The sequence below is a fragment of the Streptococcus sp. GP0011 genome, from assembly GCF_030546305.1.
Taxonomy (GTDB): Bacteria; Bacillota; Bacilli; order Lactobacillales; family Streptococcaceae; genus Streptococcus.
In genome coordinates this window covers 282,960-309,110 of the sequence record NZ_JAUONR010000001.1, presented here as the reverse complement: position 1 = coordinate 309,110, position 26,151 = coordinate 282,960, and the positions used below count along the sequence as shown (strand labels likewise).

The 26,151-nt window shown below is 40.5% G+C and carries 25 protein-coding genes; 10 read left to right on the top strand and 15 right to left on the bottom strand.

Translation table 11 applies throughout. The annotated features are described in order from the left end of the window. Positions 1-101: 101 nt before the first annotated feature. The 5 genes from ligA to Q4443_RS01530 all read right to left on the bottom strand — a co-directional run bounded on the left by ligA (position 102) and on the right by Q4443_RS01530 (position 7,409). Entirely contained in the window at positions 102-2,060 is a 1,959-nt protein-coding gene (gene ligA, locus Q4443_RS01550) for an NAD-dependent DNA ligase LigA (protein ID WP_049518745.1), read from the bottom strand. 89 nt (positions 2,061-2,149) lie between these two features. Next, the gene (locus Q4443_RS01545) at positions 2,150-3,328 is read right to left on the bottom strand and encodes an MFS transporter (RefSeq protein ID WP_049518747.1); all 1,179 of its coding nucleotides are present in this window, start codon (positions 3,326-3,328) and stop codon (positions 2,150-2,152) included. Positions 3,329-3,408: 80 nt separating this feature from the next. Then, positions 3,409-4,272 carry an XRE/MutR family transcriptional regulator gene (locus tag Q4443_RS01540; RefSeq protein WP_049518748.1) on the bottom strand — a complete coding sequence of 288 codons (864 nt, stop codon included), beginning with the start codon at positions 4,270-4,272 and terminating at the stop codon, positions 3,409-3,411. Between the two features lie 2 nt (positions 4,273-4,274). Further along, positions 4,275-6,176, bottom strand: coding sequence for an ABC-F family ATP-binding cassette domain-containing protein (locus Q4443_RS01535; protein ID WP_049518750.1), 1,902 nt, complete (start codon positions 6,174-6,176; stop codon positions 4,275-4,277). A gap of 78 nt (positions 6,177-6,254) precedes the next feature. Next, the gene (locus Q4443_RS01530; RefSeq protein WP_049518752.1) at positions 6,255-7,409 is read right to left on the bottom strand and encodes a DUF4352 domain-containing protein; all 1,155 of its coding nucleotides are present in this window, start codon (positions 7,407-7,409) and stop codon (positions 6,255-6,257) included. A 410-nt stretch (positions 7,410-7,819) separates the two neighbouring features. Between Q4443_RS01530 and Q4443_RS01525 the strand changes: the two genes are divergently transcribed. Beyond that, positions 7,820-9,538 carry a phospho-sugar mutase gene (locus Q4443_RS01525; RefSeq protein ID WP_049518753.1) on the top strand — a complete coding sequence of 573 codons (1,719 nt, stop codon included), beginning with the start codon at positions 7,820-7,822 and terminating at the stop codon, positions 9,536-9,538. 111 nt (positions 9,539-9,649) lie between these two features. Further along, positions 9,650-9,997, top strand: a complete 348-nt coding sequence (locus Q4443_RS01520; RefSeq protein WP_049518755.1) for a thiol reductase thioredoxin — start codon at positions 9,650-9,652, stop codon at positions 9,995-9,997. Between the two features lie 34 nt (positions 9,998-10,031). On the opposite strand, the gene Q4443_RS01515 is transcribed toward Q4443_RS01520, so the two are convergent. From Q4443_RS01515 to Q4443_RS01480, 8 genes are all read right to left on the bottom strand, one after another. After that, positions 10,032-10,841 (bottom strand): MBL fold metallo-hydrolase, encoded by an 810-nt coding sequence (locus Q4443_RS01515; protein WP_049518757.1) that lies wholly within the window; start codon positions 10,839-10,841, stop codon positions 10,032-10,034. Position 10,842: 1 nt separating this feature from the next. Beyond that, on the bottom strand, positions 10,843-12,192 hold the full coding sequence (gene vicK / locus Q4443_RS01510; protein ID WP_049518758.1) for a cell wall metabolism sensor histidine kinase VicK: 1,350 nt from the start codon (positions 12,190-12,192) through the stop codon (positions 10,843-10,845). Next, on the bottom strand, positions 12,185-12,892 hold the full coding sequence (gene yycF / locus Q4443_RS01505) for a response regulator YycF (RefSeq protein ID WP_000722058.1): 708 nt from the start codon (positions 12,890-12,892) through the stop codon (positions 12,185-12,187). Before yycF ends, vicK begins: the two co-directional genes overlap by 8 nt. 56 nt (positions 12,893-12,948) lie before the next feature. Further along, entirely contained in the window at positions 12,949-14,127 is a 1,179-nt protein-coding gene (mutY, locus tag Q4443_RS01500; RefSeq protein WP_303407851.1) for an A/G-specific adenine glycosylase, read from the bottom strand. 82 nt (positions 14,128-14,209) lie between these two features. Next, positions 14,210-15,184: a phosphate acetyltransferase gene (gene pta / locus Q4443_RS01495; RefSeq protein WP_049518760.1), complete on the bottom strand. Its 975-nt coding sequence runs from the start codon at positions 15,182-15,184 to the stop codon at positions 14,210-14,212. A gap of 43 nt (positions 15,185-15,227) precedes the next feature. Beyond that, a complete protein-coding gene (locus Q4443_RS01490; RefSeq protein ID WP_049518761.1) occupies positions 15,228-16,124 on the bottom strand; it encodes an RluA family pseudouridine synthase in 897 nt (298 codons plus the stop codon). Further along, on the bottom strand, positions 16,121-16,939 hold the full coding sequence (locus tag Q4443_RS01485; protein ID WP_000799063.1) for an NAD kinase: 819 nt from the start codon (positions 16,937-16,939) through the stop codon (positions 16,121-16,123). The genes Q4443_RS01490 and Q4443_RS01485 overlap by 4 nt, the downstream gene beginning before the upstream one ends. Further along, positions 16,923-17,594: a GTP pyrophosphokinase family protein gene (locus Q4443_RS01480; protein ID WP_049518762.1), complete on the bottom strand. Its 672-nt coding sequence runs from the start codon at positions 17,592-17,594 to the stop codon at positions 16,923-16,925. Before Q4443_RS01480 ends, Q4443_RS01485 begins: the two co-directional genes overlap by 17 nt. 128 nt (positions 17,595-17,722) lie before the next feature. On the opposite strand from Q4443_RS01480, the gene Q4443_RS01475 reads away from it, so the two are divergent. The 8 genes from Q4443_RS01475 (at position 17,723) to Q4443_RS01440 (ending at position 23,004) form a co-directional block, all read left to right on the top strand. Next, complete coding sequence (locus Q4443_RS01475; RefSeq protein ID WP_049518763.1) at positions 17,723-18,292, top strand: CYTH domain-containing protein; 570 nt, start codon at positions 17,723-17,725, stop codon at positions 18,290-18,292. A gap of 111 nt (positions 18,293-18,403) precedes the next feature. Continuing rightward, on the top strand, positions 18,404-19,363 hold the full coding sequence (locus Q4443_RS01470) for a ribose-phosphate diphosphokinase (protein WP_001283843.1): 960 nt from the start codon (positions 18,404-18,406) through the stop codon (positions 19,361-19,363). A gap of 9 nt (positions 19,364-19,372) precedes the next feature. Continuing rightward, complete coding sequence (locus Q4443_RS01465; RefSeq protein ID WP_049518764.1) at positions 19,373-20,488, top strand: cysteine desulfurase family protein; 1,116 nt, start codon at positions 19,373-19,375, stop codon at positions 20,486-20,488. A 4-nt stretch (positions 20,489-20,492) separates the two neighbouring features. Continuing rightward, on the top strand, positions 20,493-20,840 hold the full coding sequence (locus Q4443_RS01460; RefSeq protein WP_000863522.1) for a DUF1831 domain-containing protein: 348 nt from the start codon (positions 20,493-20,495) through the stop codon (positions 20,838-20,840). Between the two features lie 6 nt (positions 20,841-20,846). Further along, positions 20,847-21,062 (top strand): DUF4649 family protein, encoded by a 216-nt coding sequence (locus Q4443_RS01455; RefSeq protein ID WP_049518765.1) that lies wholly within the window; start codon positions 20,847-20,849, stop codon positions 21,060-21,062. Between the two features lie 82 nt (positions 21,063-21,144). Next, a complete protein-coding gene (locus tag Q4443_RS01450; RefSeq protein ID WP_000653412.1) occupies positions 21,145-21,786 on the top strand; it encodes a redox-sensing transcriptional repressor Rex in 642 nt (213 codons plus the stop codon). A gap of 15 nt (positions 21,787-21,801) precedes the next feature. After that, on the top strand, positions 21,802-22,491 hold the full coding sequence (locus Q4443_RS01445; protein WP_049518766.1) for a gamma-glutamyl-gamma-aminobutyrate hydrolase family protein: 690 nt from the start codon (positions 21,802-21,804) through the stop codon (positions 22,489-22,491). A 24-nt stretch (positions 22,492-22,515) separates the two neighbouring features. Continuing rightward, positions 22,516-23,004: a hypothetical protein gene (locus Q4443_RS01440; RefSeq protein WP_049518767.1), complete on the top strand. Its 489-nt coding sequence runs from the start codon at positions 22,516-22,518 to the stop codon at positions 23,002-23,004. Between the two features lie 14 nt (positions 23,005-23,018). On the opposite strand, the gene radC is transcribed toward Q4443_RS01440, so the two are convergent. Beyond that, a complete protein-coding gene (radC, locus tag Q4443_RS01435) occupies positions 23,019-23,699 on the bottom strand; it encodes a DNA repair protein RadC (RefSeq protein WP_049518768.1) in 681 nt (226 codons plus the stop codon). A 42-nt stretch (positions 23,700-23,741) separates the two neighbouring features. Continuing rightward, positions 23,742-26,033: a DNA helicase PcrA gene (pcrA, locus tag Q4443_RS01430; protein ID WP_084857514.1), complete on the bottom strand. Its 2,292-nt coding sequence runs from the start codon at positions 26,031-26,033 to the stop codon at positions 23,742-23,744. Between the last annotated feature and the right edge of the window lie 118 nt (positions 26,034-26,151).

Here is a 26,151-nt window from a genome sequence, read left to right as displayed (position 1 = left end):
TAGCGGGAAATTCAGCACAATAGAGAATAGTTCTAATAGATATAAAAACACATCAGGAGAGATAGTTCCAGACTATCTAACATCTAGTTTTCAACTATTCTTTACAAACTTTCTAGCCAAGCTTCATCTCGAACTTCGATACCAAGTTCTTGTGCTTTTTGGAGCTTGCTTCCTGCATCTGCTCCTGCTACGACAAGATTCGTTTTCTTAGAAACACTGCCTGTGATTTTGGCACCCAGACTTTCAAGTTTGCTTTTAGCTTCTGAGCGCGTGAGACGTTCCAATTTCCCCGTGAGTACAACCGTCAAACCTGACAAGGCTGCATCTGCCACTACTGTCTGCCCTTTGTAGTCCAGATTGACTCCAGCTTCTTTCAACTCGTCTAAGAGAATCTTCGATCCTTCTGTAGCAAAATAAGTCTGAAGGCTTTGCGCAATCACACTACCCAAGCTTTCAATACTTGCTACTTCCTCTGGATCTGCTTGGGCTAGATTTTCAATAGAGTGGAAATGTTGGAGCAAGAGTTGGCTAGCCTTGCTTCCGACATGGCGAATTCCCAGACCAAACAAGAGCTTTTCAGCAGAGTTTTCCTTGGATGCTTGAATGGCCTGATACAGTTTAGAAGCAGACTTTTCCTTGACACCCTCTAAAAGAAGGAAATCGTCTTCTTTCAAACGATAAATATCCGCCACATCCTTGACTAGATTGGCAGCAAAAAGTTTTTCAACGATAGATGGACCAAGTCCTGTAATATTCATGGCATCTCGAGAGGCAAAGTGAATCAGACCTTCCATGATTTGAGCTGGACAGCGAGGATTGATACAACGAAGAGCTACTTCATCTTCAAAGTGAAGCAACTGGCTATCACAACTTGGACAATTAGTCGGAATATCTAGTTTTTCTTCAGAAACACGCTTGGACTCTACCACACGCAGAACAGCAGGGATGATATCTCCAGCCTTATAAACGATTACCGTATCATCTTTTCGGATATCCTTTTCAGCGATATAATCTACATTATGCAAGGTTGCACGGCTAACAGTTGTCCCAGCAAGCTGAACAGGTGTTAGATTGGCAGTCGGAGTCACAACACCCGTACGACCTACTGTCCAGTCAACTGAAAGGAGCTGGGCTTCTTTTTCTTCAGCGGGAAATTTATAGGCGATTGCCCACTTGGGCGCTTTAACAGTAAAGCCGAGTTCTTCTTGACCTGCTAGGTCGTTGACCTTGATGACTACTCCATCAATATCGTAGGGCAGTTTCTCCCGTTCTTGTCCTACTTCTTGGATGAAATCCCATATCTCATCTATACTTTTAGCCAATATTCGTTTAGGATTAACTACAAAACCAAGCTGTTCAAGATGCTCCAAGACTTTTTCTTGACTATCACGAGTAGAAGGGCTGGCTTCTTGATAGAGGAAAGTCGCAAGATTGCGTTTGGCCACTACTGCTGTATCCAGCTGACGGAGGGTTCCTGCAGCTGCGTTACGAGGATTAGCAAATTCAGGCTCTCCATTTTCTTGGCGAGCTTGGTTGACCTGGTCAAATGAAGCGCGTGGCATGTAACACTCTCCACGAACAGTGATATCAAGTTCTTCTGGCAAGGTCAAAGGAATGTCCTTGACACGCTTGAGGTTCTCTGTGATATTTTCACCAACAGAACCATCCCCACGTGTCGCACCGACTACCAAAATTCCCTTTTCATACGTAAGCGAGATAGACAAACCATCGATTTTCAGCTCGCAAATATAGGTCGGGTGGGGTAATTCCTTTCGCACACGCGCATCAAAAGCTTCTAACTCTTCACGTGAAAAAGCATCCTGCAAACTGTATAGAGGATACTGATGACTGTATTTTTCAAAACCATCTAAAACCTTACCACCAACACGATGGGTCGGACTGTCCGCTAAAACTTGATCTGGATAGGCGGCTTCCAATTCGACCAACTCTCGGTAGAGGCGATCATACTCGCTATCTGAAACCGAGGGATTGTCACTCGTATAGTACTCGGTCGCATAGCGGTTAAGTAAGGCAACTAACTCATTCATTCTTTCATTCATAATCCCATTTTACCACAAAGCAAGCCCTCCTCACAATAGAGAAGGACTGAAAAATGATTCGTAGTGTAATATTTTCTAAAAAAGAGAAATTATAACTCTTTTTCAAAATGACTTCGCACGTAAATGAGGGAGAAACAAGACAGGGCAATAACCCCGCTTCCAATTATCAGGAAAGAAGAGAGATGAACACTTGGTAATACTGTCATAAAGCCTTTTGCAATCGGCATAAATAGAATGGCTAAGGTAAAAATGGTGCTTAGAACTCTTCCCAAGTATTCCCCTTCAACCTTGGTTTGCACCTGAGTAAAAAAGTGAATATTAAAAATCGTCATAAACAGTTCACAAACTAAATTTCCAGAAAAGGAAAGAAAAGTTGGCAGTGGTAATCCCATCATAAAAACTCCAACTCCAGTCAAAGCCAATAGAATCAAAAGATTATAAACACTTGCCTTTATTTTGCTAGCTAGAAGAGCTCCGATAATCGAACCAATAGCGCCCATAGTTAAAATAGTTGCATAAGCTCCTTCCACCCCGTATAGTCGATTTGAAAAAGGGAGGAGAAATTCAAAGGCTGCAAAAAAGAAATTAACACTGGAAGCCACTAACAAAAGGAAAAAGATCTCTTGCTGGCGCCAAATATAGCCAAGTCCTTCCTTCATATCAGAAAAAATATTTTTCCAGCTGAAAGTCTTTTTCTCTTGTAACTGATTCTCATTTTTGGGAAGAAAAGCTACTAATGTAAATGCGATGAAAAAACTAATGGCATCTAAAACGAGCGTCATATGGAGACTGGCAAATTGTAAAACGAGGAAAGAAAGTACAGGGGAGCTAACGCCTACAACCTGCAAAACGAGCTCTAAGCGAGCATTATAGGTCACAATCTCGTCTTTCTCTACAACCTCAGTTATAATAGCTTTATTGGCTGTACGAGAGAATGCAAAGGCAACTGCCTGAACAATATTGGCAAAAATCAAGGCAGCAATCATCAAGCTATCATTTCTGATGAAAGAAATAGCTAAACAGAGAATACCACAAACCAGGTCTGTCGTCATCAAAATTTTGCGACGCGAAAAGCGGTCTGAAATCACTCCGCCAAAGGGATTGACCAGAATCGATGTAACCAACTCAGAAATTTGATAAATCCCAAGAACAGTCTGTCCTATCGTTCCCATTGATGCCAACCAAACACTGTTTCCATAATCATAGAGCATATTTCCTATCTTATTAATAGCCCCACGACTAATCAACTGGATTGCATGTCGATTCATATAAAAAGCTCCTCTCAAATTTTGAAACTATTGTATCAAAACTGAAAGGAGTCTCTTTATTTTTCCCTTATTTGGGAAATTTAAGGATTTACAAATTTTTCATAATGTTCCTGATAGTAAGCCACTTGCTCTGGAAGTCCAAGCACAGCAAAAATATGCATGGCTTCCTGCATCTGACTACAACCTTCTGCTTTCAAGTCTCTCTGGTAGAGGGCGAAACCCTTGAGATAATGGAAGATATTGCGCTCATAAAGCTTGATACCATTTCCAATTAACTTCTCCACATATCCCTCAAAATAGTCCGCATCCGCAAAGGATCGATTTTCCAAACAATGCTGGTAACAGTTAAGAGCTAAAATCAAAACAAGTTTTCGATGCCGACCAATTTCTTTGTAGTAGTCTTCTCGCTCCATCACTTCTCTGCCAATCCGAGCTACATAGTCCACATTGTAGAAAGTATAGAGATTCCCGAAAAGAATCAACTCATACATGGTCCATTCTTCTGTTTGAAAAAGATAATCTGCTACCTTTTCCAAATCACTCTGCCTCATCGCGTAACGAGAATCTCTTTGACAAATCAGACCTTGTAGCAGAATCCAATTCAGCTCAAAATAGAGGGGATTGGTCGAACTCTTAGCCTTTTCAAGTTGTTCTCTTTGAAGCTTTTGAAAACCTGCAATATCATTTGAGTAGTAAAGCGGAATAATCTGTGCCATTAAGGCAACATGTTCATGATTTTGAAAATCCCTAGCCTTGTCCATGAAATTCTCAATAGTCACATGAATATTGTCCAAAATCTCAAAGAACCGAGAAACTGCTAGATCAGACTCCCCAAGCTCGAAGCGAGATAACTGAGAGGTTGAACATGATTCACCTGCCGCCTCTTTCAAGGAGTACTTCCCACTTGTTCGAAATTCACGAAATATCTTTCCTAGATGTTTCATCTTTACACCTGCTCTGATAATTCTTCCCACTCAAGCATGGCTTCTTCCTGACGATGGCTAATTTTGTCCAGTTCAGTCTGAAATTCCATGAGTTTTTCAGCATCGTTGGTTTCCAGCATTTTTTCAGAAATGGCTTGGCTTTGAGTTTCTAACTCTTCGATTTCAGCCTCTAAACTCTCTATTTGGCGCATGAGCTTACGGGCTTCTTTCTGACTTTCTTTCTGGGCCTGATAGTCATTAGCTGGACTTGCTTCTTTTGCTTGATTACTCATTGAAGCTTCCTCTGTCTGGCTGACTTCTATTTCAGCCTTTTTCTCAACATAGTAGTCATAATCTCCAAGGTAGAGGGTTGAACCACTCTCAGACAATTCCAGTACATGAGTGGCTACACGATTGATAAAGTAACGGTCGTGACTGACAAAGAGCAAGGTCCCATCAAAGTCAATCAAGGCATTTTCCAAGACTTCCTTGCTATCAATATCCAAGTGGTTGGTCGGCTCGTCCAAAATCAAGAAATTGTTGTTTTCCATTGAAAGTTTGGCAAGCAGTAAACGAGCTTTCTCGCCACCTGACAGCATGCCAACTGATTTTTTAACATCATCTCCTGAGAAAAGGAAGGCACCTAGGCGGTTGCGGATTTCAACTTCTGGTGTCAGTTTAAAATCATTCCAAAGTTCATCCAGAACAGTATTACTTGGTGTCAACTTGCTTTGAGTCTGGTCATAGTAGCCAACCTCAACATTAGCGCCAAAGCGTTTTTCTCCCTTGATAAAAGGAATCTGATCAACGATAGACTTGATAAAGGTTGACTTACCAATACCATTTGGTCCTACGATGGCAACAGCATTCATCTTACGGAGGTCGAGATTGATTGGCTCTGAGAGTATTTCCCCATCATAGCCAATGGCCGCATTTTCAACGGTTAAAACGATATTACCTGATGTTTTTTCAGACTGGAAGGTCATATTGGCTGATTTCTTACTAGTTTCAGGTTTGTCCAAACGCTCCATTTTTTCCAATTGTTTCCGACGAGATTGAGCACGTTTGGTTGTTGAAGCTCGGACTAGATTGCGATTGACAAAGTCTTCTAGAGCCGCGATTTCCTTCTGTTGCTTTTCATAGTTTTTTGCCTCAGTAGCTAGCTTTTGCTCCTTTAACTCAACAAAACGAGAGTAATTACCTACATAACGATCTAAGGAATGCTTAGTCAAATCGAGTGTAACCGTCGCAACCTTATCCAAAAAGTAACGGTCGTGACTGACAATAATGAGTGCACCACTATAATTTACTAGGTAATTTTCCAACCAGGCAATGGTTTCAATATCCAAGTGGTTGGTAGGCTCGTCCAAGACCAAGAGTTTGGGCTTTTCAAGGAGCATTTTAGCCAGTGCCAGACGAGTATTTTGACCACCTGAAAGCTCAGCAATTTTCGTCTGCCACATAGATTCATCAAACTTGAAACCATTTAAGATAGCGCGGATATCAGCTTCGTAGGTAAAGCCACCAGCCTGTCGGAAATTCTCTAATAAACGATCATAATCCGCCATCAGTTTATCCAAATCCTCGCCATACTTTTCACCCATCTCTAATTCCATTTGACGCAGTTGTGTCTCTGCCCGACGCAAGTCATCAAAGACGTGAAGCATTTCATTATAAATGGTATTTTCAGACTCAAAACGACTATCTTGGGCTAGGTAAGACAGAGAAACATCTTTTTTCTTATTGATTTCTCCACTAGTTGGCTCCTCTTCTCCAACCAAAATCTTCAAAAGTGTGGACTTACCAGCACCATTTTTCCCAACAAGAGCAATTCGGTCTCGTTCATCTACCTGCAGGTTGATATTATCAAACAAAAGCTCGCCTGCAAAAGAACGTTCAATTTTATTGGCTTGTAAAATAATCATATCCCTATTTTACTATCTTTTTCTCTTTTGCACAATTGCAACGAAAAAAGTTCGAGTCAAACACTCGAACCTTTCATCTTAGTATCCAATGCCTCCACGGAATGTGCGAGCCATATCTTTCAATTCATAGTTCTTAGACGAGGTATCAATGGTCCATTTTCCATCTTTTTTCGTCATTTTAATTTCATAACCCTCTTTTTTCATGTTATCACTAGTGTCTAGAGGAGTTGAATCAAATTGACTTGGAGCATTTTCTAAAATGTATTTTTCGCCAGCTTTCATAGCTTCTGAGTAGTTGCTATATTTACCTTTGTTTTCTTCGTAGAACTTACGGCTCAATTCATAGACATTCAAGTTATCCAAGTCAATTGTTTCTGGTCTAACATAAACAACAGCATAGTCTGGCAAATATGTCTTCACCTTGTAATCAACTTTTGCTCTCTTAGCGTTTGCTTTGATGTAGGCATCTGCGAATGTTCTAAGTTCTGAATCAGACGGTTTGTAGTTATAGAAGCCTTTTCCGAATGATTCTGTAAATTTCTTGATAAACTCTTCTTTATCAGCTTTCGCATCGTTTGTGAATTCAGCACTATTATCAGAAGATTTTTTATCATCAGCAAGCGCAACAACTTGCGATTTGTTATCAGTAGCACTCAAGTTCGTTCCGCCACCAGAACTTTCCCCATTAAGGTAAACAGCATCGACATATTTTTTCATTACATCTTTTGCTTCATCAATATTGTCTTCATACTGACTTGGGTCCACCTTAATCGCTACATCGTTATTCTTTTTAGAATTTTCTTTGATGTCATCGTAAAAGCTAGGTGCAAAGTGGAGTTCATACTTAGCATTCTTATCGACTTCATACACTACATAACCAGCAACACTCTTTCCTTTAGAAAGACTGTCTCCATATGACATAAATTTAGTTTTACTGTCGCTTTCGTAAATTTGAATTGGTTGTAATTTTTCATCTTTTTCATTATAAAGCGTAATATCTTGGCTAGTAAAACTAAACTGTTTATCACGATTGTTCTTGATTTCGACTTGAAGTGCAAGGTAGCTTGAAGATGAATCTTCATCTTTAGGCAATACAAACATACCGTCTTTTACTGAAACTTCAAAGTTTGAGTTCGAGGCAGTACCATTGTCGCTTGCTTTTTTGGAAGCTCCACAGGCAACCAGTGCTAAAGCTGATAAAAGCAAAGCAGAATGCTTAAGAATTTTTTTCATAATGGATTCTCCTTTAATGATTTACTATATTTTACCATACGTAGAATAAAATTCAAAACAGAAACCAGAATTTTTCAAAATATCTTAAATTTATAGAGTTTTAACTTAAATTTTTCTATCTGTTCATTTGATACATTAAAGGATTCTTTATAAAAAGAATAGAATATAACAATATTTTTGATTTTTTTCTTCAACAAACCTACAAAATGAATTATAAACTTTCATGTTATAAAGTATCTAATAATTAATTTTCATCCCTAACTTAGTATAAGTAAGCACAGTCCCCACCATTTTCCCGCTAAAGTGCAAAAGTTAATTTCCTACATTTTAAGTTATGCTAACGTTTTACTAAAATGTCAAATCGTGATATAATGAAAGCGATTAAAGCAAATAAACAAAGGAGACACTCTATGACTTACCAAGAAAATTATCAAAAATGGGTCGATTTTGCTGACCTTCCAGACTACCTTCGTCAAGATTTGGAAAATATGGACGAAAAAACAAAGGAAGATGCCTTTTATACCAATCTTGAATTTGGTACTGCTGGTATGCGTGGTTTGATCGGTGCTGGTACAAACCGCATCAACATCTACGTTGTTCGTCAAGCTACCGAAGGTTTGGCTCGTTTGATTGAGTCAAAAGGTGGAAACGAAAAAGAACGTGGTGTAGCAATTGCCTACGATAGCCGTCACTTCTCACCTGAGTTTGCCTTTGAATCTGCGGCAGTTCTCGCTAAACACGGTATCAAATCTTATGTTTTTGAAAGCCTTCGTCCGACTCCAGAACTCTCATTTGCAGTTCGTCACCTCAACTGTTTCGCAGGTATCATGATTACTGCCAGTCACAACCCTGCTCCATTTAACGGTTACAAGGTTTATGGAGAAGACGGTGGACAAATGCCTCCACATGATGCAGATGCTTTGACAACTTACATTCGTGCAATCGAACATCCATTCGCTGTGGAAGTTGCTGATGTCGAAGCTGAAAAAGCTTCTGGCTTGATTGAAGTTATCGGCGAAGCTGTTGATGTAGAATACCTTAAAGAAGTTAAAGACGTAAACATCAATCCAACCTTGATTGAAGAATTCGGTAAAGACATGAAGATTGTCTACACACCACTTCATGGTACGGGTGAAATGTTGGCTCGTCGTGCTCTTGCTCAAGCAGGATTTGACTCTGTTCAAGTTGTTGAAGCACAAGCAACTGCTGATCCTGACTTCTCAACTGTAAAATCTCCAAACCCAGAAAGCCAAGCAGCCTTCGCACTTGCTGAAGAACTTGGTCGTCAAGTTGGTGCAGATGTGCTTGTTGCAACTGACCCTGACGCTGACCGTGTTGGTGTTGAAGTTCTTCAAAAAGATGGAAGCTACCTCAACCTTTCAGGTAACCAAATCGGCGCTATCATGGCTAAATACATCTTGGAAGCCCACAAAAATGCTGGAACTCTTCCTGAAAATGCAGCCCTATGTAAATCTATCGTATCAACTGACTTGGTAACGAAGATTGCTGAAAGCTACGGCGCAACTATGTTCAACGTTTTGACAGGATTCAAATTTATCGCTGAAAAAATCCAAGAATTCGAAGAAAAACACAATCACACTTACATGATGGGATTTGAAGAAAGCTTCGGTTACTTGATCAAACCATTCGTACGTGATAAAGACGCCATCCAAGCCGTTCTTGTCGTTGCTGAGCTTGCTGCCTACTACCGTTCACGTGGTTTGACACTTGCTGACGGTATCGAAGAAATCTACAAAGAATACGGCTACTACGCTGAAAAGACTATCTCTGTTACCCTTTCTGGTGTTGATGGTGCAGAACAAATCAAAGCCATTATGGCTAAGTTCCGTAACAATGCTCCAAAAGAATGGAACGCAACAGCTATCACTGTCGTAGAAGACTTCAAGGCTCAAACTGCTACTGCTGCTGACGGTACTGTTACAAACTTGACAACTCCTCCAAGTGATGTTTTGAAATATACACTTGCTGACGGTTCATGGATTGCTGTTCGCCCTTCTGGTACTGAACCAAAAATCAAATTCTACATTGCCGTTGTGGGTGAAAGCAATGAAGATTCACAAGCTAAGATTGCCAACATTGAAGCAGAAATCAATGCGTTTGTAAAATAAAAAATTATAAAAGATGAGACCAACCAATCTCATCTTTTTTTCGTATCAAATCTAAGCATTTTTAGAAACTTTATGGCATACTAGACTTATCAATGAAAGCGAGGTAATCTCATGGAACAATTTTTAGAAAACATTAAAGACCTTGAAGTCACTACAGTTGCGCGTGCACAAGAAGCTCTTGATAAAAAAGAAACTGCAACCTTCTTTATCGGTCGCAAAACTTGCCCTTACTGCCGTAAATTCGCAGGTACCTTGTCAGCTGTCGTAGCTGAAACTAAAGCTCACATCTACTTCATCAACAGTGAAGAACCAAGCCAACTCAATGAGTTACAAGAATTCCGTTCACGCTATGGAATCCCAACTGTACCAGGCTTCGTTCACATTGCAGATGGACAAATCAATGTCCGTTGCGACTCTTCCATGTCCGCACAAGAAATCAAGGAATTTGCTGGATTGTAAAAGACATATAAAAAGAAGGCACTCGCCTTCTTTTTTATATATCTGTCAATGGTGTTGCAGTATCTGGTGAGGTATCATAAACTTTAAAGTCTACTCCGACTCCCAGATCCGCTTGGGCTAGCTGGTTGACCATAGTCATATGAGCCAGCTCCTTGATATTGTTCTCTTTGGATAAATGCCCAAGATAGATTTTCTTAGTCCGATTTCCCATTGTACGAATCATGGCCTCAGCACCGTCTTCGTTAGAAAGATGACCGAGATCCGATAGAATTCGCTGTTTGAGACGCCAAGCGTAAGATCCTGCTCGCAAAATCTCTACATCGTGGTTGGACTCGATGAGGTAACCGTCAGCATTTTCGACTATTCCAGCCATACGGTCACTTACATAACCTGTATCGGTCAACATGACAAAACTCTTGTCATCCTTCATAAAGCGGTAAAACTGTGGTGCTGCCGCATCATGGCTAACCCCAAAACTCTCAATGTCGATATCGCCAAAGGTTTTGGTTTTGCCCATTTCAAAGATATGCTTTTGCGAGGAATCAACCTTGCCAAGATACTTACTATTTTCCATAGCCTGCCAGGTCTTTTCATTGGCGTAAAGATCCATGCCATATTTACGAGCCAAGACACCGACCCCATGGATATGGTCTGAATGCTCATGCGTAATCAAAATCGCATCCAGATCTTCAGGTTTGCGATTGATTTCAGCTAGCAGACTTGTAATTTTCTTACCAGACAAGCCTGCATCCACTAGGATTTTCTTTTTTGGCGTTTCCAGATAAAAAGAATTTCCACTGGAACCTGATGCTAAAATACTGTATTTAAAGCCTATTTCACTCATTCTAATCTTCTATTTCGTCCTCCCATATTTCTTCTTTTACGGCATCCTTATCATAAGGGAGCACGATGGTAAAGGTTGATCCCTTACCGTATTCACTTTTGGCCCAAATAAAGCCATTGTGTTGTTTGATGATTTCTTTTGCTATAGCCAGACCTAGACCAGTTCCACCTTGAGCTCGGCTTCTTGCACGATCCACACGGTAGAAGCGGTCAAAAATCTTTGGCAAATCTTGCTTTGGAATACCTAGACCTTGGTCTTTAATAGATAAAATCATCTGGTCATCAGTAGTTTTCATGCTGACAGTGATTTTGCCACCATCTGGTGAGTACTTGATGGCATTGTTAAGAATATTATCAATCACCTGAGTCATCTTATCGGTATCAATCTCGATCCAAACTGAATTAATAGGGTAATCTCTGACAAGCTCATATTTTTTCTCGTCATCCTGACTTCTCATCTTATCAAAGCGGTTGAGAATAAAAGTGATGAATGCAGTAAAATTAATCAATTCCACATCCAACCGAGTGGTCGCATTATCAATACGAGAGAGATGCAAAAGATCTGTCACCATCCGCATCATACGGTTGGTTTCATCGAGTGAAACCTTGATAAAATCAGGGGCAACAGGATCATATAGGGCCCCCTCGTCCAAGGCTTCAAGATAAGATTTAACACTGGTCAAAGGAGTTCGCAACTCGTGACTCACGTTCGAAACAAAGAGTCTTCGCTCACGCTCTTCCTTCTCCTGTTCGGTCGTATCATGTAAAACGGCAACCAAACCAGAGATGAAACCTGACTCACGGCGAACCAGAGCAAAACGTACACGAAGGCTTAGATATTCACCATTCACATCCTGGGAGTCAATCGTCAACTCAGGAATCTGTGTAATCAGGTCACGCAGCTCATACTCATCTTCTATCTTAAGCAATTCGAGGATGCTTTTATTCAGAACATCTTCTTTCTGCACACCGAGCTGTTTCTTGGCCATGTCATTAATCATGGTAATCTGGCCACGACGATTGGTCGCAAGAACGCCATCTGTCATGTAAGAAAGAATACTGTTCAATCGTTTACTCTCTTGTTCCAGATTTTCTTGGGTCAAACGAATAACTTCTGACAAATCGTTCAGATTATTGGTGATATTGGTGATTTCTGTACTTCCTTGCAAGTCCAAAACTTGAGAATAATCACCTGCAATCAAGTCCTTAACCTTTTGATTTATCCCCTTCAGACGGATATTATCCCGACGATTTTCCAGTAACAGCAAGGTCACCACCAGGATAAAGCCAAGTAAAATCAGAATAAAGATAAAATCACTGGTCAGAATAGTTTGTCTAATATCTTCAATCATTATTTCTCATATAGTATCCAACACCACGACGTGTGAGAATGTACTCTGGACGACTTGGAGTATCTTCGATTTTCTCACGTAAGCGTCTAATGGTCACGTCCACTGTACGAACATCACCAAAATAGTCATAACCCCATACAGTCTCAAGCAAGTGTTCACGCGTAATCACTTGACCAATATGAGACGCCAAGTGATACAAGAGTTCAAACTCACGGTGGGTCAAATCTAATTCCTCACCATATTTCTTCGCCACGTAAGCATCTGGAACGATTTCCAAATCACCAATTTGTAAAGGTTGCGTCTTCTTCTCATCAGACTCTTGGCTATCCACAGAAACTAGGTCTGTACGACGAAGCAGGGCCTTGACACGAGCCTGCAATTCACGGTTTGAGAAAGGTTTTGTAACATAATCGTCTGCACCTAACTCTAAACCAATAACCTTGTCAAACTCGCTATCCTTAGCTGATAGCATGATAATCGGCACGCTACTAGTCTTACGAATAGCTTTAGCAACTTCTAAACCATCAATTTCAGGTAGCATCAAGTCGAGAATAATAATATCTGGTTGCTCTGCTTCAAATAACTCGATTGCCTCACGACCATTGAAGGCTGTAACAACTTCATAACCTTCCTTGGCCATATTAAACTTAATAATATCTGAGATTGGTTTCTCATCATCTACAATTAATATTTTTTTCATTTTATCACCTTTTCTCTATCTATTATAACAAAAAAATGCAAAGAAGGCACAAATGGCTACTGTAAGCCTTTATCTTCAAGACTTGTTTTATAAGCCTGCCAAATTTTTTGTTGAGGTTTCGCAAGTGGATAATCAGAAAACTCCTGAGGAGAAACCCAGCGAATTTCTCTGTCAGAAAACTGTTTTGTTTCTGTCACCTGACCAGCTTGGATTTGAATATGCCATTTCCGATGACTAAATACATGCTTGACTTGGTCAAATACTTGCTGGGACCAATTCACTTCTAAATCATAATCCTGCTCAAAGTTTTCTTGAGGGTTTGGTCCAAATGCTCTGCTTTCCTCTTTGACTTGTGAAAAGAGATCTAGCTGATCGTCATCACTTGAGAAATCATCAACTTCAATCAATGGGAAATGCCAAAAACCAGCTAGTAGTTTCTCGCTTTCATTTTTCTCTAGTAAAAATTGTCCTTGGTCATTGCGTACAACCAAAGCCTTGAGATAAATTGGGAGAGGCTTTTTCTTGGGTTCTTTAATCGGATATACATCCATAGTTCCGTTCTGATACGCCACGCTAAAATCCTTAACAGGGCTTTCTTCTGGTCGAGGGTTAACTGGAGCCTCTATATCCGACCCTAAATCCATCAGAGCTTGGTTAAAGTCACCTGGTCGTTTCGGGTCAATCAAGATTTCCATCATTGCCTGAAAAATTTTGCGATTGCTGGGAACTCCGATATCATGATTAACCTCAAACAAGCGTGCCAAAACCCGCATGACATTGCCATCAACCGCTGGCTCAGGCAAATTAAAAGCAATACTGGATATGGCTCCTGCTGTGTAAGGGCCAATTCCTTTCAAACTAGAAATTCCTTCATAGGTGTTTGGAAATTGACCACTAAAGTCAGCCATAATCTGCTGGGCTGCAGCCTGCATATTGCGTACTCGAGAATAATAACCCAGTCCCTCCCAAGCCTTCAGCAGACGCTCTTCATGGGCATTCGCCAGACTTTCAACAGTTGGAAACCAGTCCAAGAATCGTTCGTAGTATGGAATAACTGTATCCACTCTGGTCTGCTGAAGCATGATTTCAGATACCCAGATGTGATAAGGATTTTTACTTCTCCGCCAAGGCAAATCTCGCTTGTTTTCATCATACCAGTTGAGGAGTTTTTCACGAAAAGAAATAATCTTCTCCTCCGGCCACATGACGATACCGTATTCTTTCAAATCTAACATATATCTAGTATAACATAGAAGCTTCTAACTGTCCTTTTCTCAGTACTAAAAAGCCTCTTCCCATGGGAAAGAGGACTAAATCTTATTGATGAACTGCTTGAGCTGCTGTGATAAGGGTCAACTTGTACACATCATCTGCATTACATCCACGAGAAAGGTCGTTAACTGGTTTGTTCAAACCTTGCAAAACAGGTCCTACAGCCGCAAAACCACCGAGACGTTCTGCCATCTTGTACCCAATATTTCCTGCTTCGATACCTGGGAAGACAAAGACATTTGCTTGACCAGCTACATTACTTCCTGGAGCTTTAAGAGCTGCAGTTTCAGGAACAAAGGCCGCATCAAATTGCAACTCACCATCAATCTCAAGGTCGGGACGCAAGTCGTGAGCAATTTTAGTAGCTTCCACTACCTTATCAACACTTTCACCAAATCCTGAACCTTTAGTAGAATAGCTTAGCATAGCAATTTTAGGTTCAATACCAAACATCTTAGCTGTGATTGCTGAGTTGATAGCAATTTCAGCCAAGGCTTCTGCATCTGGATTGATGTTAATGGCACAGTCTCCAAATAGGTAACGTTCCGTACCACGTACCATAAGGAAGGCACCTGACGTACGAGTTACATTTGGACGAGTTTTGATGATTTGTAGGGCTGGGCGAACTGTTGAGGCAGTCGAGTGAATCGCACCAGATACCATACCGTCAACCAAGCCCAAGTAGACTAGCATCACACCAAAGTAGTTGACGTCTTCAACCAAAACTTTGCGCGCTTCTTCTTCAGTCATTTTACCCTTACGACGCTCTACTAAAGCAGCAACCATTTCTTCGAATTGAGGATAGTGTTGGGGATCAATTACTTCATAACCATCCATGATCCCTTCGATTTCGAGATAAATTTTAATTTTTTCAGGGTTTCCGAGCAAAACAGGAATTACTTCTGTTTCTTTTACCAAGCGTTTTGTTGCTTGAAGAATACGTGGCTCTTCTCCTTCAGGGAGAACGATACGAGCATTTTTGCCAACCAGGTTGGCTTTGAGACTTTCAAAAACTTCCATGAGTTTTCTCCTTTAAGAAAATAAATTATACTCCAAATAGTTTTTAAAGAGTATTAGTTGATAACTGAGTAATAAGATTGCTGAAATCATCCGGTAAGGGGCTTTCTAGCTGCAAATCTTGCTCTAGAAAGGGATGATAAAAAGATAAATAATGGCAATGCAAGGCCTGACGCTGAATGCCGTCGTCTAAACTTCCTCCATAGAGATCGTCTCCTAAAAGAGGAAAACCGATGTGAGAAAAATGCACTCGGATCTGATGAGTTCGTCCAGTATGCAGTTGAATATCGACCAAGTGAATATTTCCGTAAGAAGCTACAACTTTGTATGACGTATGAGCGTATTTCCCACCTTTGGCAACCCGTCTTGTGATAATAGAATCTTCATCACGCGCAATCGGCGCAATAATCTCCCCTTCAGGCTCCAAGACACCAGCTCCTTTAACCAAAGCAAAGTAGCGTTTCTCGATAGACTTTCGTTGCAACTGCTTGTCTAAACGTGCATGAGCGTAGCCGTGCTTGGCAAAAAGCATCAAACCAGAAGTATCTCTATCAAGCCTAGTCACGATGTGAACTTGCTGGTTTTCATAGTTTTGCTTTACATAATAGCCCTTGATAAAATTAGCAATGGTATTGGAATGATTGACACTGGGGATGGAAGCTACTCCATAAGGCTTATTCAAAACCAGAAAATGGTCATCCTCATACAAGATATCGAGTGGTCGATCAATAGCTTCAAGGCTCTCAAACCCTTCCTCTGCAGGGATATCAATAGTTACCCTATCTCCAATATCTAAGAGATAAGTCGCATTTTGTGGTTGGCCATTGACCAGTATAGCCCCGCCTCGAAACTTAATCTTAGCCAAAAGCCCCTTAGAAACCTCATGTTTCTTGAGGAAAGTTTTGACTTTGACGTGCTCATCTGCGATAAATTCGAACCTCATTCATCCACCTCGCCGATGAAGGCATCTTTGACACGATTCCAGAAACTAGTGTGACTTGGAGTCGCTACGAAGTGAATCTTGTGATGGTCGATTTGATACTCAATCCGTTCGATATTACGGAAGGAATAGACGCTGTTATCGACTGATATCGTGTGATAATCATTGCGTGTCGGCAAAAGTTCAATCTTATCTTTTTTGGGAATAATGATCGATGACCCCAAAGTGCGATAGACTCGGTTGTTAAGACTTGCTATTTCCGTCAACTGCAAGGCTTCAATGGTAGGATGCAAGACAGCTCCACCCAAGGACTTGTTGTAGGCGGTACTTCCCGTCGGCGTTGAAACAGTCACTCCATCTCCACGAAATCTCTCAAATGGAACGTGGTTAATGATGATATCCGCAACCATGGTCCGATCTGATCGACGGATACTGGCTTCATTTAAAGCACGGAAGATTTTCACTTCTCCATTTTCAAGCGTTACCTTGACATTCAAGACTGGATAGGAAACTTTGGCACCAGTATCTAGTAAAAGATTGGTCACCAACTGATCCAGCTCAAAATCACGATAATCTGTGTAAAATCCCAAATGCCCTGTATGAACACCTACAAATCGAACCTTGTCTAACTGATTCTCATACTTGTGAAAGGCAGATAAAAGCATCCCATCGCCACCAATCGAAATGACGATGTCGGGATTGGTATCGTTCAGTATAAAATGTTGTTTCTTTAGTTTTTCCCTCAGTTCATGCAAAACCTTCTGACTTTGTGGCTTTCTATTTGCTATGAGGTCAACTCGTTTACCTGTATTCTTCATCTGTATCGTCACTATTTCCTACACCATCGTTTAGTTTTCTGCTCAATGGATCAAAGAGAGCCTGCGCTTCCTGGATATCATCACGAATCTTACCCATTTCTTCATCCAGTTGATAGGCTATTTTCGCTGTGATTTCCAGCCTTTTCCTGATTTCTTCTGGAAAATCGCCCTGATATTTATAATTGAGCGAGTGTTCAATCGTAGCCCAGAAATTCATGGCTAAAGTCCGTATTTGAATTTCCGCCAAAATCGTCTTAGCCCCGTTGATCGTATCAACCGTGTACTCGACAACCACGTGATAAGAACGATAACCTGAAGCCTTACGATGAGTAATATAATCTCGTTCCTGAACGACCCTCATATCTTGGCGTTTACGTAAAATTGCAACAACTTCTTCCACGTCATCTACAAACTGAACCATGACACGTAAACCCGCAATGTCTTGCAAGTCATTTTCTAAAGTTGCATAGGTAATTCCTCGACGAGCCATCTTTTCTTTGATACTTTCAATCGGCTTGACACGACCCGTTACAAACTCAATCGGAGAATGCTTGTTTTGCTTACGATACTGTTTGCGAATCCCCCGAAGTTTAATCTTCAATTCACCAACAGCCTGAATGTAAGGATCTAAAAATTCTTCCCATTCTATGGTCATACTTTCTCCCTTGTAATGTTTGATTGCTCTGTCGAAAATCTTTGATTTTTTCAGTACATTCGTATACAATAAATACATTGTCCATTATACCATAAATCGCTTTCAAAGATATAGAAAAGGTTGAAAAAATGAAACATTTAGAAATAGAATTGAAAACACTTCTGAAAAAAGAGGAATATGATCATCTAAGAAAACAGTTTTCCCATATCCAACCCGTCCTTCAGAAAAACTACTACATTGACACACCGGATTTCCAATTGCGTGAAAAGAAGGTTGCCATGCGCATTCGCACCTTTTCAGATTGGGCAGAATTGACCTTGAAAGTACCTCAAACTGTAGGAAATATGGAATACAACCAGAAACTAACTCTTCCAGAAGCTGAATCATACCTAGAAAAACAAAAACTACCTCAAGGGCTCGTTCTAGAGAAGCTCGCTAAGATTGGCATCGAAAGCCATGATTGGCTTGTTCTAGGCTGTCTTTCAACTCTACGTTATGAAACGAAAACAGAAATTGGCTTAATGGCCTTAGATGAAAGTCAATACTTTGACCAGACGGACTATGAACTGGAGCTTGAAGTCACTGACCATGAAAAAGGGAAAGCCGATTTTCAGAAATTTTTAGATGAAAATCAGATAACTTATCAGAAAGCTCCATCAAAATTAATTCGTTTTATTAAAAGCATGAAAAAAAGCTGAAATAATCTCCTTTTTTTGGTAAAATAGAAAAGATAAAAATAAAAGAATCTGGCTTTGAAAAACAAAACTTTCTCAAAGAAGATTCACAAAGTTTACAGAGGACGGTCTACAATGTCAGATAGAAACAACATGAAACTTTTCACCCTAAACTCTAACCATGAAATCGCTCAAAAGATTGCGGATACAGTTGGTGTACCTCTTGGGAAATTATCCTCTCGACAATTTTCTGACGGCGAAATCCAGGTCAACATCGAAGAAAGTGTCCGTGGTTACGATGTCTACATTATCCAGTCAACCAGCTACCCTGTTAGCAACCACTTGATGGAGTTGTTGATCATGGTTGACGCTTGTGTACGCGCAAGTGCTCATAGTATCAACGTTGTCCTTCCTTACTTTGGTTATGCGCGTCAGGATCGTATCGCTTCTTCTCGCGAACCCCTCACTGCGAAACTGGTTGCCAATATGCTTGTCAAAGCTGGTGTTAGCCGTGTTCTAACGCTGGACCTCCACGCTGTTCAGGTCCAAGGTTTCTTTGATATTCCTGTAGATAATCTTTATACTGTTCCTCTATTTGCTAAGCACTACTGTGATAAAGGACTTCTTGGCTCTGATGTTGTTGTTGTCAGTCCAAAGAACTCTGGTGTTAAACGTGCACGTAGTTTGGCTGAATACCTTGATGCTCCTATCGCTATCATTGACTACGCCCAAGACGATTCTGATCGTAACGAAGGCTATATCATTGGGGATGTTGAAGGCAAAAAGGCTATATTGATTGACGATATCCTAAATACTGGTCGTACTTTCTCTGAAGCAGCCAAAATCGTTGAACGTGAAGGCGCAACTGAGATTTATGCAGTATCTAGTCACGGTTTATTTGTTGAAGGGGCAGCAGACCTTCTTGACGCTACAAACATCAAGGAAATCCTTGTGACAGACTCCGTAGCGACCAAAGAAAGAACTCCAGAAAATGTATGTTACATTACTGCTAGCGAATTAATTGGTGATGCTATCGTCCGCATCCATGAAAGAAAACCAGTCAGCCCACTCTTTGCTTACAACAAAAAGAAATAAGGTGATTCTTTGATTTATTTGGACAATGCTGCAACGACTCCTATGTCAGCAGTAGCTATTGCAGAAATGACCAAGGTCATGCAAGAAACTCATGGTAATCCTTCTAGTATTCATAGTCATGGTCGACAAGCTGGTAAACTCTTACGAGAAGCTCGTCAGGACTTAGCCCACTTACTAGGAACCAAACCTCAACATATCTTTTTCACATCTGGCGGTACAGAAAGTAACAATACAGCCATTATCGGCTATTGTCTCCGTCATCAAGAACGTGGAAAACATATCATCACGACAGCTATTGAACACCATTCTGTGCTTGAAACCATCGATTACCTGGTGCAACATTTTGGCTTTGAAGCGACTATCATCCAACCAGTAAATCAAGAAATTACTGCCCAGCAAATTCAAGAAGCCTTGCGTGGCGACACCATTCTCGTTTCCACCATGTATGCTAACAATGAAACGGGCAGTCTCTTACCTATCGCTGAGATTGGACATATTTTAAAAGACCATCCTGCGGCTTATCATGTAGATGCTGTTCAAGCTATCGGGAAACTTCCTATCCATCCCGAGGAATTGGGAATTGATTTCCTCAGCGCTTCTGCCCACAAATTCCATGGACCAAAAGGTGTCGGCTTCATTTACGCATCGACTGTGGACTTTGACTCCTATCTTCATGGTGGTGATCAAGAACAAAAGAAACGGGCTGGAACAGAAAATCTCGCTGCCATTGTAGGCATGGTCGCTGCTCTCAAAGAAGATTTAAATTACCAACTTGAGCATTACCAAAAACTAAGCGCACTCAAATCTGCTTTTTTAGAAGAAATTGCAGGTCTCGAATACTATCTCAATGAAAGCAACCACCAACTACCTTATGTTGTCAACATTGGCTTTCCTGGTCAAAAAAATGATTTGCTCTTGCTACGGTTAGATCTTGAAGGAATTTCAATTTCTACCGGTTCAGCTTGTACTGCTGGTATTGTGCAAACCAGTCATGTGCTTGAAGCATTTTATGGGTCTGATTCACATCGTTTGAAAGAATCTGTCCGTATCAGTCTCTCTCCTCTTAACACTGAGGATGAACTGAAACAACTCGCACAAACCTTAAAAAATATTATTGGAGATTAATCTAATGGCATTCGAAAAAACCATTAAACTACAAAACTGCCGCTACGACTACACACTTAGCCCAACTGTCAAAAAGTTCACACTGAAAGATAATACTTTTTTTGAAACAAAAGTTGGAAACTTCGAACTGACTCGGCTACTTGAAAAAGTACCCAACAGTGGTGAAGGCTTCAAGCTAAAAATCATCATCAATAAAGACCTTACAGGTGCTAAACTCAACATCACTGACAAGTCTGGCCTTCGTTTGGTCAATATCTTTAAATCAGAAGACCACCACATTCATCAGGAAAAATTCTACTTCCTCATGGACAGCCTTGTAGAACGCGGTATCTTCACTAAAGAAGAAAGATAATTGACTATGTATCGACTTACTTATCAAGATAACTATCACATAGAACGTACACTTGAATATAAGGATTACGAAGAGCTCATGTTATCTCTATCTGGCTGTGTGACCCTACCTGATACTCTCCTAATCAGCTCCTTAACGCTGAATGATAAGGTGATTTATCAAGGATTGGTTGGCGATCTCTACCGTTTTCTATCGCAAGCTCATTTTTCAGATAAAAACTAAGAAATTTCTTAGTTTTTTCTTGTTTTTGTTGATTTTTTCACAATGTTTCTATAAAATAGAAGAATAGAAAGGTTGTGATTTTGTGAAAGATAAACAGTCTGCTATTCCAAAAGCAACAGCAAAAAGACTCTCTCTTTACTATCGAATTTTTAAGAGATTTCATGCAGAAAAAATCGAACGTGCCAACTCCAAGCAAATTGCAGAGGCTATCGGTATTGATTCTGCGACCGTTCGTCGGGATTTTTCCTACTTTGGTGAACTAGGTCGTCGTGGTTTTGGTTACGATGTCAAAAAATTGATGAATTTTTTTGCTGATCTCCTAAATGATAACTCCATTACAAATGTTATGCTGGTTGGGATTGGAAATATGGGACATGCCCTTCTCCACTACCGCTTTCATGAGCGTAACAAGATGAAAATTATCATGGGCTTTGACCTAGATGACCATCCAGAAGTTGGAAGTCAGACACCTGATGGGATTCCAATCTATGGTATCTCACAGATTAAAGAAAAAATCAAAGAAGCAGATGTCAAAACTGCTATCCTAACAGTTCCAAGTGTTCAATCACAAGAAGTTGCCAATCTTTTGGTTGATGCAGGTATAAAAGGTATTCTCAGCTTTTCCCCTGTCCACCTTCACCTCCCAAAAGATGTGGTCGTTCAGTATGTCGATTTAACAAGCGAACTCCAAACTCTCCTCTATTTTATGCGTAAAGAGGATTAGAAAGCGAAAGCATTTATGAAAAAACCAGTTATTGGGATTACAGGAAATGAAAAAGCTCATCCAGATGATGACATCATGATGAGCTATGCAGCAAAGGGCTTTGTTGAAGGAGTCAAAGACGCTGGCGGAATTCCAATCATCCTACCGATTGGTGATCAAGAAATGGCTGCCTATTACATCAGTATCATTGATAAGCTCATCCTAACGGGTGGGCAAAATGTTGACCCAAAATACTATGGTGAACCAAAGGCTATTGATAGTGATGACTACCACCTTCAAAGAGATATTTTTGAACTAGCACTTATCAAAGAAGCGATAAAGCAAAAGAAACCAATTTTTTCTGTTTGTCGGGGTACTCAACTTTTCAATGTTGCTATGGGAGGCACACTTCACCAAGATATTGAAGATCATTGGCAGGACTGTTCAGCCGAATACACGACCCAACGCCTCGTAACGGAATCTGATACCATTCTCCGAGAAATCTATGGAGAAATCTCTCACATCAACTCCTTCCACCACCAGAGTATTAAAGATCTAGCTTCAAATCTTAAGGTTGTAGCACATGATCCTAAAGATGGAATCATTGAGGCTGTGACCACTACGGACGGTTTCCCTTATCTTGGTGTTCAATGGCATCCTGAATTTTTATTTGAAAATCGCCCCAAAGATAAAACGCTATTTGACTATGTTGTTAACGAACTCTAGGACTTATAAATAGGTTATTAAAACATGAATGAAATTAAAATACCTTCTACTCATGAGATTTTGAGAGATATAGAAGCTAATGTTTTCATATCTTATAAGGAAAAGGAAGCTAATCTTTTCTTATCAAATAATGAAAAAGAAATAACAGTTTGCTTTCATCTTTCTAATCTCTATAGACTTTTAACAGCGGAAAGTTACCAATCTTTTTCTAAGAATAAAGAGAATTTCGATAAACTATCTCAAAAAGAAAAAGAAAAACAGCTGAAAGAAATGTCTAAAAAGGCAAAACGATTTTGTAAAAAGGCAGATGCCAAACTAAAAAGTAAATTTCATTCAAGTCTTTACTTTTACAGAGATATTCTCATTCATAAAAAAAGATATTATAAAATCGAAGATTTCAATGCGATTGTCAACTTTATCGTTCAAGAAAATTTACTTGTGCCCACGATAAAACCTCTTCCTGTTATCAATATGACAGAAGTAGATTCCTATGTTTTAGAAGTGATTGAGTAAGATCATGTGTAATCTTAAATCAAATCTGTCTTTTCACGGTAACTAAAGTAATCCGAGTGCGATACAATCAAATGGTCCAAGAAAACAATTCCCATCAGTTCGCAAGCTTCCTTGACTAGCTTAGTGACATGATCATCATTTCGACTAGGAGATACAGAACCAGATGGATGATTGTGAACGAGAATCACAGAGGTAGCCATATGCTTGAGGGCATAGTGAAGGATTTCCCTTGGTTCAGCAATGCTACGTGTCGCAGAGCCGATGAAAATGGTCTGCTGATGAATGATTTGATTTTGAGTATTGAGATAGAGCGCCACTAGGTGCTCTTGTTTTTTGTCGCCCAGTTCCTGTTGCATTTTTTTAGCTAGCTTTTGACTGCTGAGAATACTTTCCATCTCAAGAGTTTCATGCTTGTGAATGCGATTCCCCAGTTCAATCACTGCTTGTAGTTCAATAGCTTTAATGCGTCCAATACCAGACAGACTCTGTAATTCCTGCAGGGTCATTTTTTTCAAATCAGTTAGACTGGTCAAACTGTTCAAGACTTTCTGGGCAATTTCAAAAACATTTGCCTGACGCGTTCCTGTTCTGAGCAAAATAGCTAACAACTCTTGATTGCTTAGAGCCTCTACTCCTTCTTTAACTAGTCTTTCTCTAGGTAAGAGTGAATCTTCTTGGAATGAAATACTGTACATAAAAATCCTCCTCACTTTATTATTCGTGAGGAGGATGAAAAATTAGATTTTTTTCTCAATTGGGGCAACGCTGGCTAGGAGTTTTTTCAGACCGACTTCTGGGAAATTGATTTTCAATTCCTGAGTATCACCGCTACCAGAGACTTCCAGAACAGTACCCTCTCCCCATTTCTTGTGAAGTGCAATATCTCCAATAGACCAGTTAGTATCGCTTGAATCTTTTTTATTTCCGGCTGTAAACTGTCCAAATGGGAGACTACTTGACTGGATAGAGCTTGGTGCAGCATTGCGTTTCCGTTCTTGAAGGGCCTGAGCTAAGCTCATACCTTGACCAAAAGCAATCCCACCACTGCTATAAGAAGCCTTAAAGCTAGTATTCGCTGGTCGAGCCAAGCCTTGATACTCAAGCAAGTCCGAACTGATTTCATTGATAAAACGAGTTGGACGATTGTAGTTGGTACGCCCAAAAAGCAAGCGTGAGTTAGCATTGGTCAGATAGAGGATTTTCTCCGCGCGCGTGATACCTACATAGGCCAAACGACGTTCCTCTTCCAGTTCATCCGGATCTTCTGCTGCACGGCTAAGGGGAAAGACATTTTCCTCCATCCCAATGATAAAGACAACTGGGAACTCAAGTCCCTTAGCTGCATGGAGGGTCATCAAGGTCACTTCTGATGTCTCCTGACTGCCTGTATCCGTATCTGCAATCAAGGCTAAGTCATTCAAGAAATGACTGAGTTTATCCAAACCTGTTTCTTCTTCTTGACTATCAGGATTGTCATCAAAGTTCTTGGTAACAGATAGGAACTCTTCGATATTTTCAACCCGCGCCTTGCTTTCCAAGGTTGCCTGAGCATTAAGAATATCGACATAACCTGTTTTTTCTAGAACAGCCTCCACCAGCTCGGTGATAGTTAATTGATCCAGTTTTTCTCGCAAATCCAAGATCATATTGGCAAAGTCCCAAATTGACTGTGCTGCTTTTCCTTTGATGCCAGACAACATAATATTAGCTGAAGCATCCAGCATAGACATCTCTTGCATATTCGCAAAATCACGGATTTTCTCAACGGTTCCTGGGCCAATTCCACGTTTTGGTTCGTTAATAATGCGCTCAAAACTGATATTGTCACTTAAATTAGCAATAAGATTAAGGTAGGCGATAATATCACGGATTTCCTTACGGCTGTAGAACTTGGTCCCTCCGACCATAGTATAAGGAATATTGGACTTAAGCAGTGCTTCCTCAATAGTACGGGATTGCGCATTAGTCCGATAAAGAACTGCAAAATCCTTGTGGAGGAAGTTTTGACTACGACCAAGTTCATCAATGGTTTTGGCTACAAAAACAGCCTCATCCTGTTCGTCATTTGCGCGATAATAAACGATTTGCTCCCCATCGGCATTCTGGGTCCAGAGATTCTTGGGGCGGCGATTTTGATTGTTTTTGATGACGTCATTGGCTGCTTGGAGAATGGTTTTGGTTGAACGGTAATTTTCCTCTAGCAAAACTACCTTGGCTTGAGGATAATCTTTCTCGAAATCCAAGATATTCTGCATATCAGCCCCACGCCAACCATAGATAGATTGGTCTGCATCACCGACCACGCAGATGTTTTTAAAGCGTGAAGCCAAGAGTTTGACCAATTGATACTGGGCATGGTTGGTATCTTGGTACTCATCAACATGAATGTACTGGAACTTCTGCTGATAGTAGGTCAAGACATCAGGATTCTGATCAAAGAGACGCAAAGTCAACATAATCAAATCATCAAAGTCAACGGACTCAGACTGACGAAGCTCTTTTTGATAGGCTGTGTAACACTGAGCTACGATTTGCGTATACATATCACCAGCCTGGGCAGCATATGCGACATCATCAATCAAGTCATTCTTAGCATTGGAAATGGTTCCCAAAATGGTCCGTTCATTCCATTTTTTCGGATCCAAGTTTAATTGCTTTAGAATGCGCTTCATAAGAGTTCGCTGTTCTCCTGGATCTACAATAGTGAAATTACGATTGTAGCTAATATGATCCGCATCGCGACGTAGGATACGAACACACATGGAGTGAAAGGTCGCAATCAGGCAGTCTTGGGTTGCTGGGTTGAGCCCATAGGCACGCTCCTTCATCTCACGCGCAGCCTTATTGGTAAAGGTAATGGCCAAGATATTCCAAGGATTGACCATTTTTTCATCAATCAAGTAGGCGATACGATGGGTTAAAACTCTAGTCTTCCCAGAACCAGCCCCCGCCATGATTAACAAGGGCCCTTCTGTCGTTTGCACCGCCTCGGCTTGACGGTCATTCATTCCATTCAATAATGCGTTCATTTTCTCTTCCTTACTCTTGAAGTCAATGTTTCTATTATATCAAAAATCAGGGAAAATATCTTTACCTAGACTGGTTGCGTCTAGAAGGTAAATCTTTCATCAGCTGAAGACAACTCCT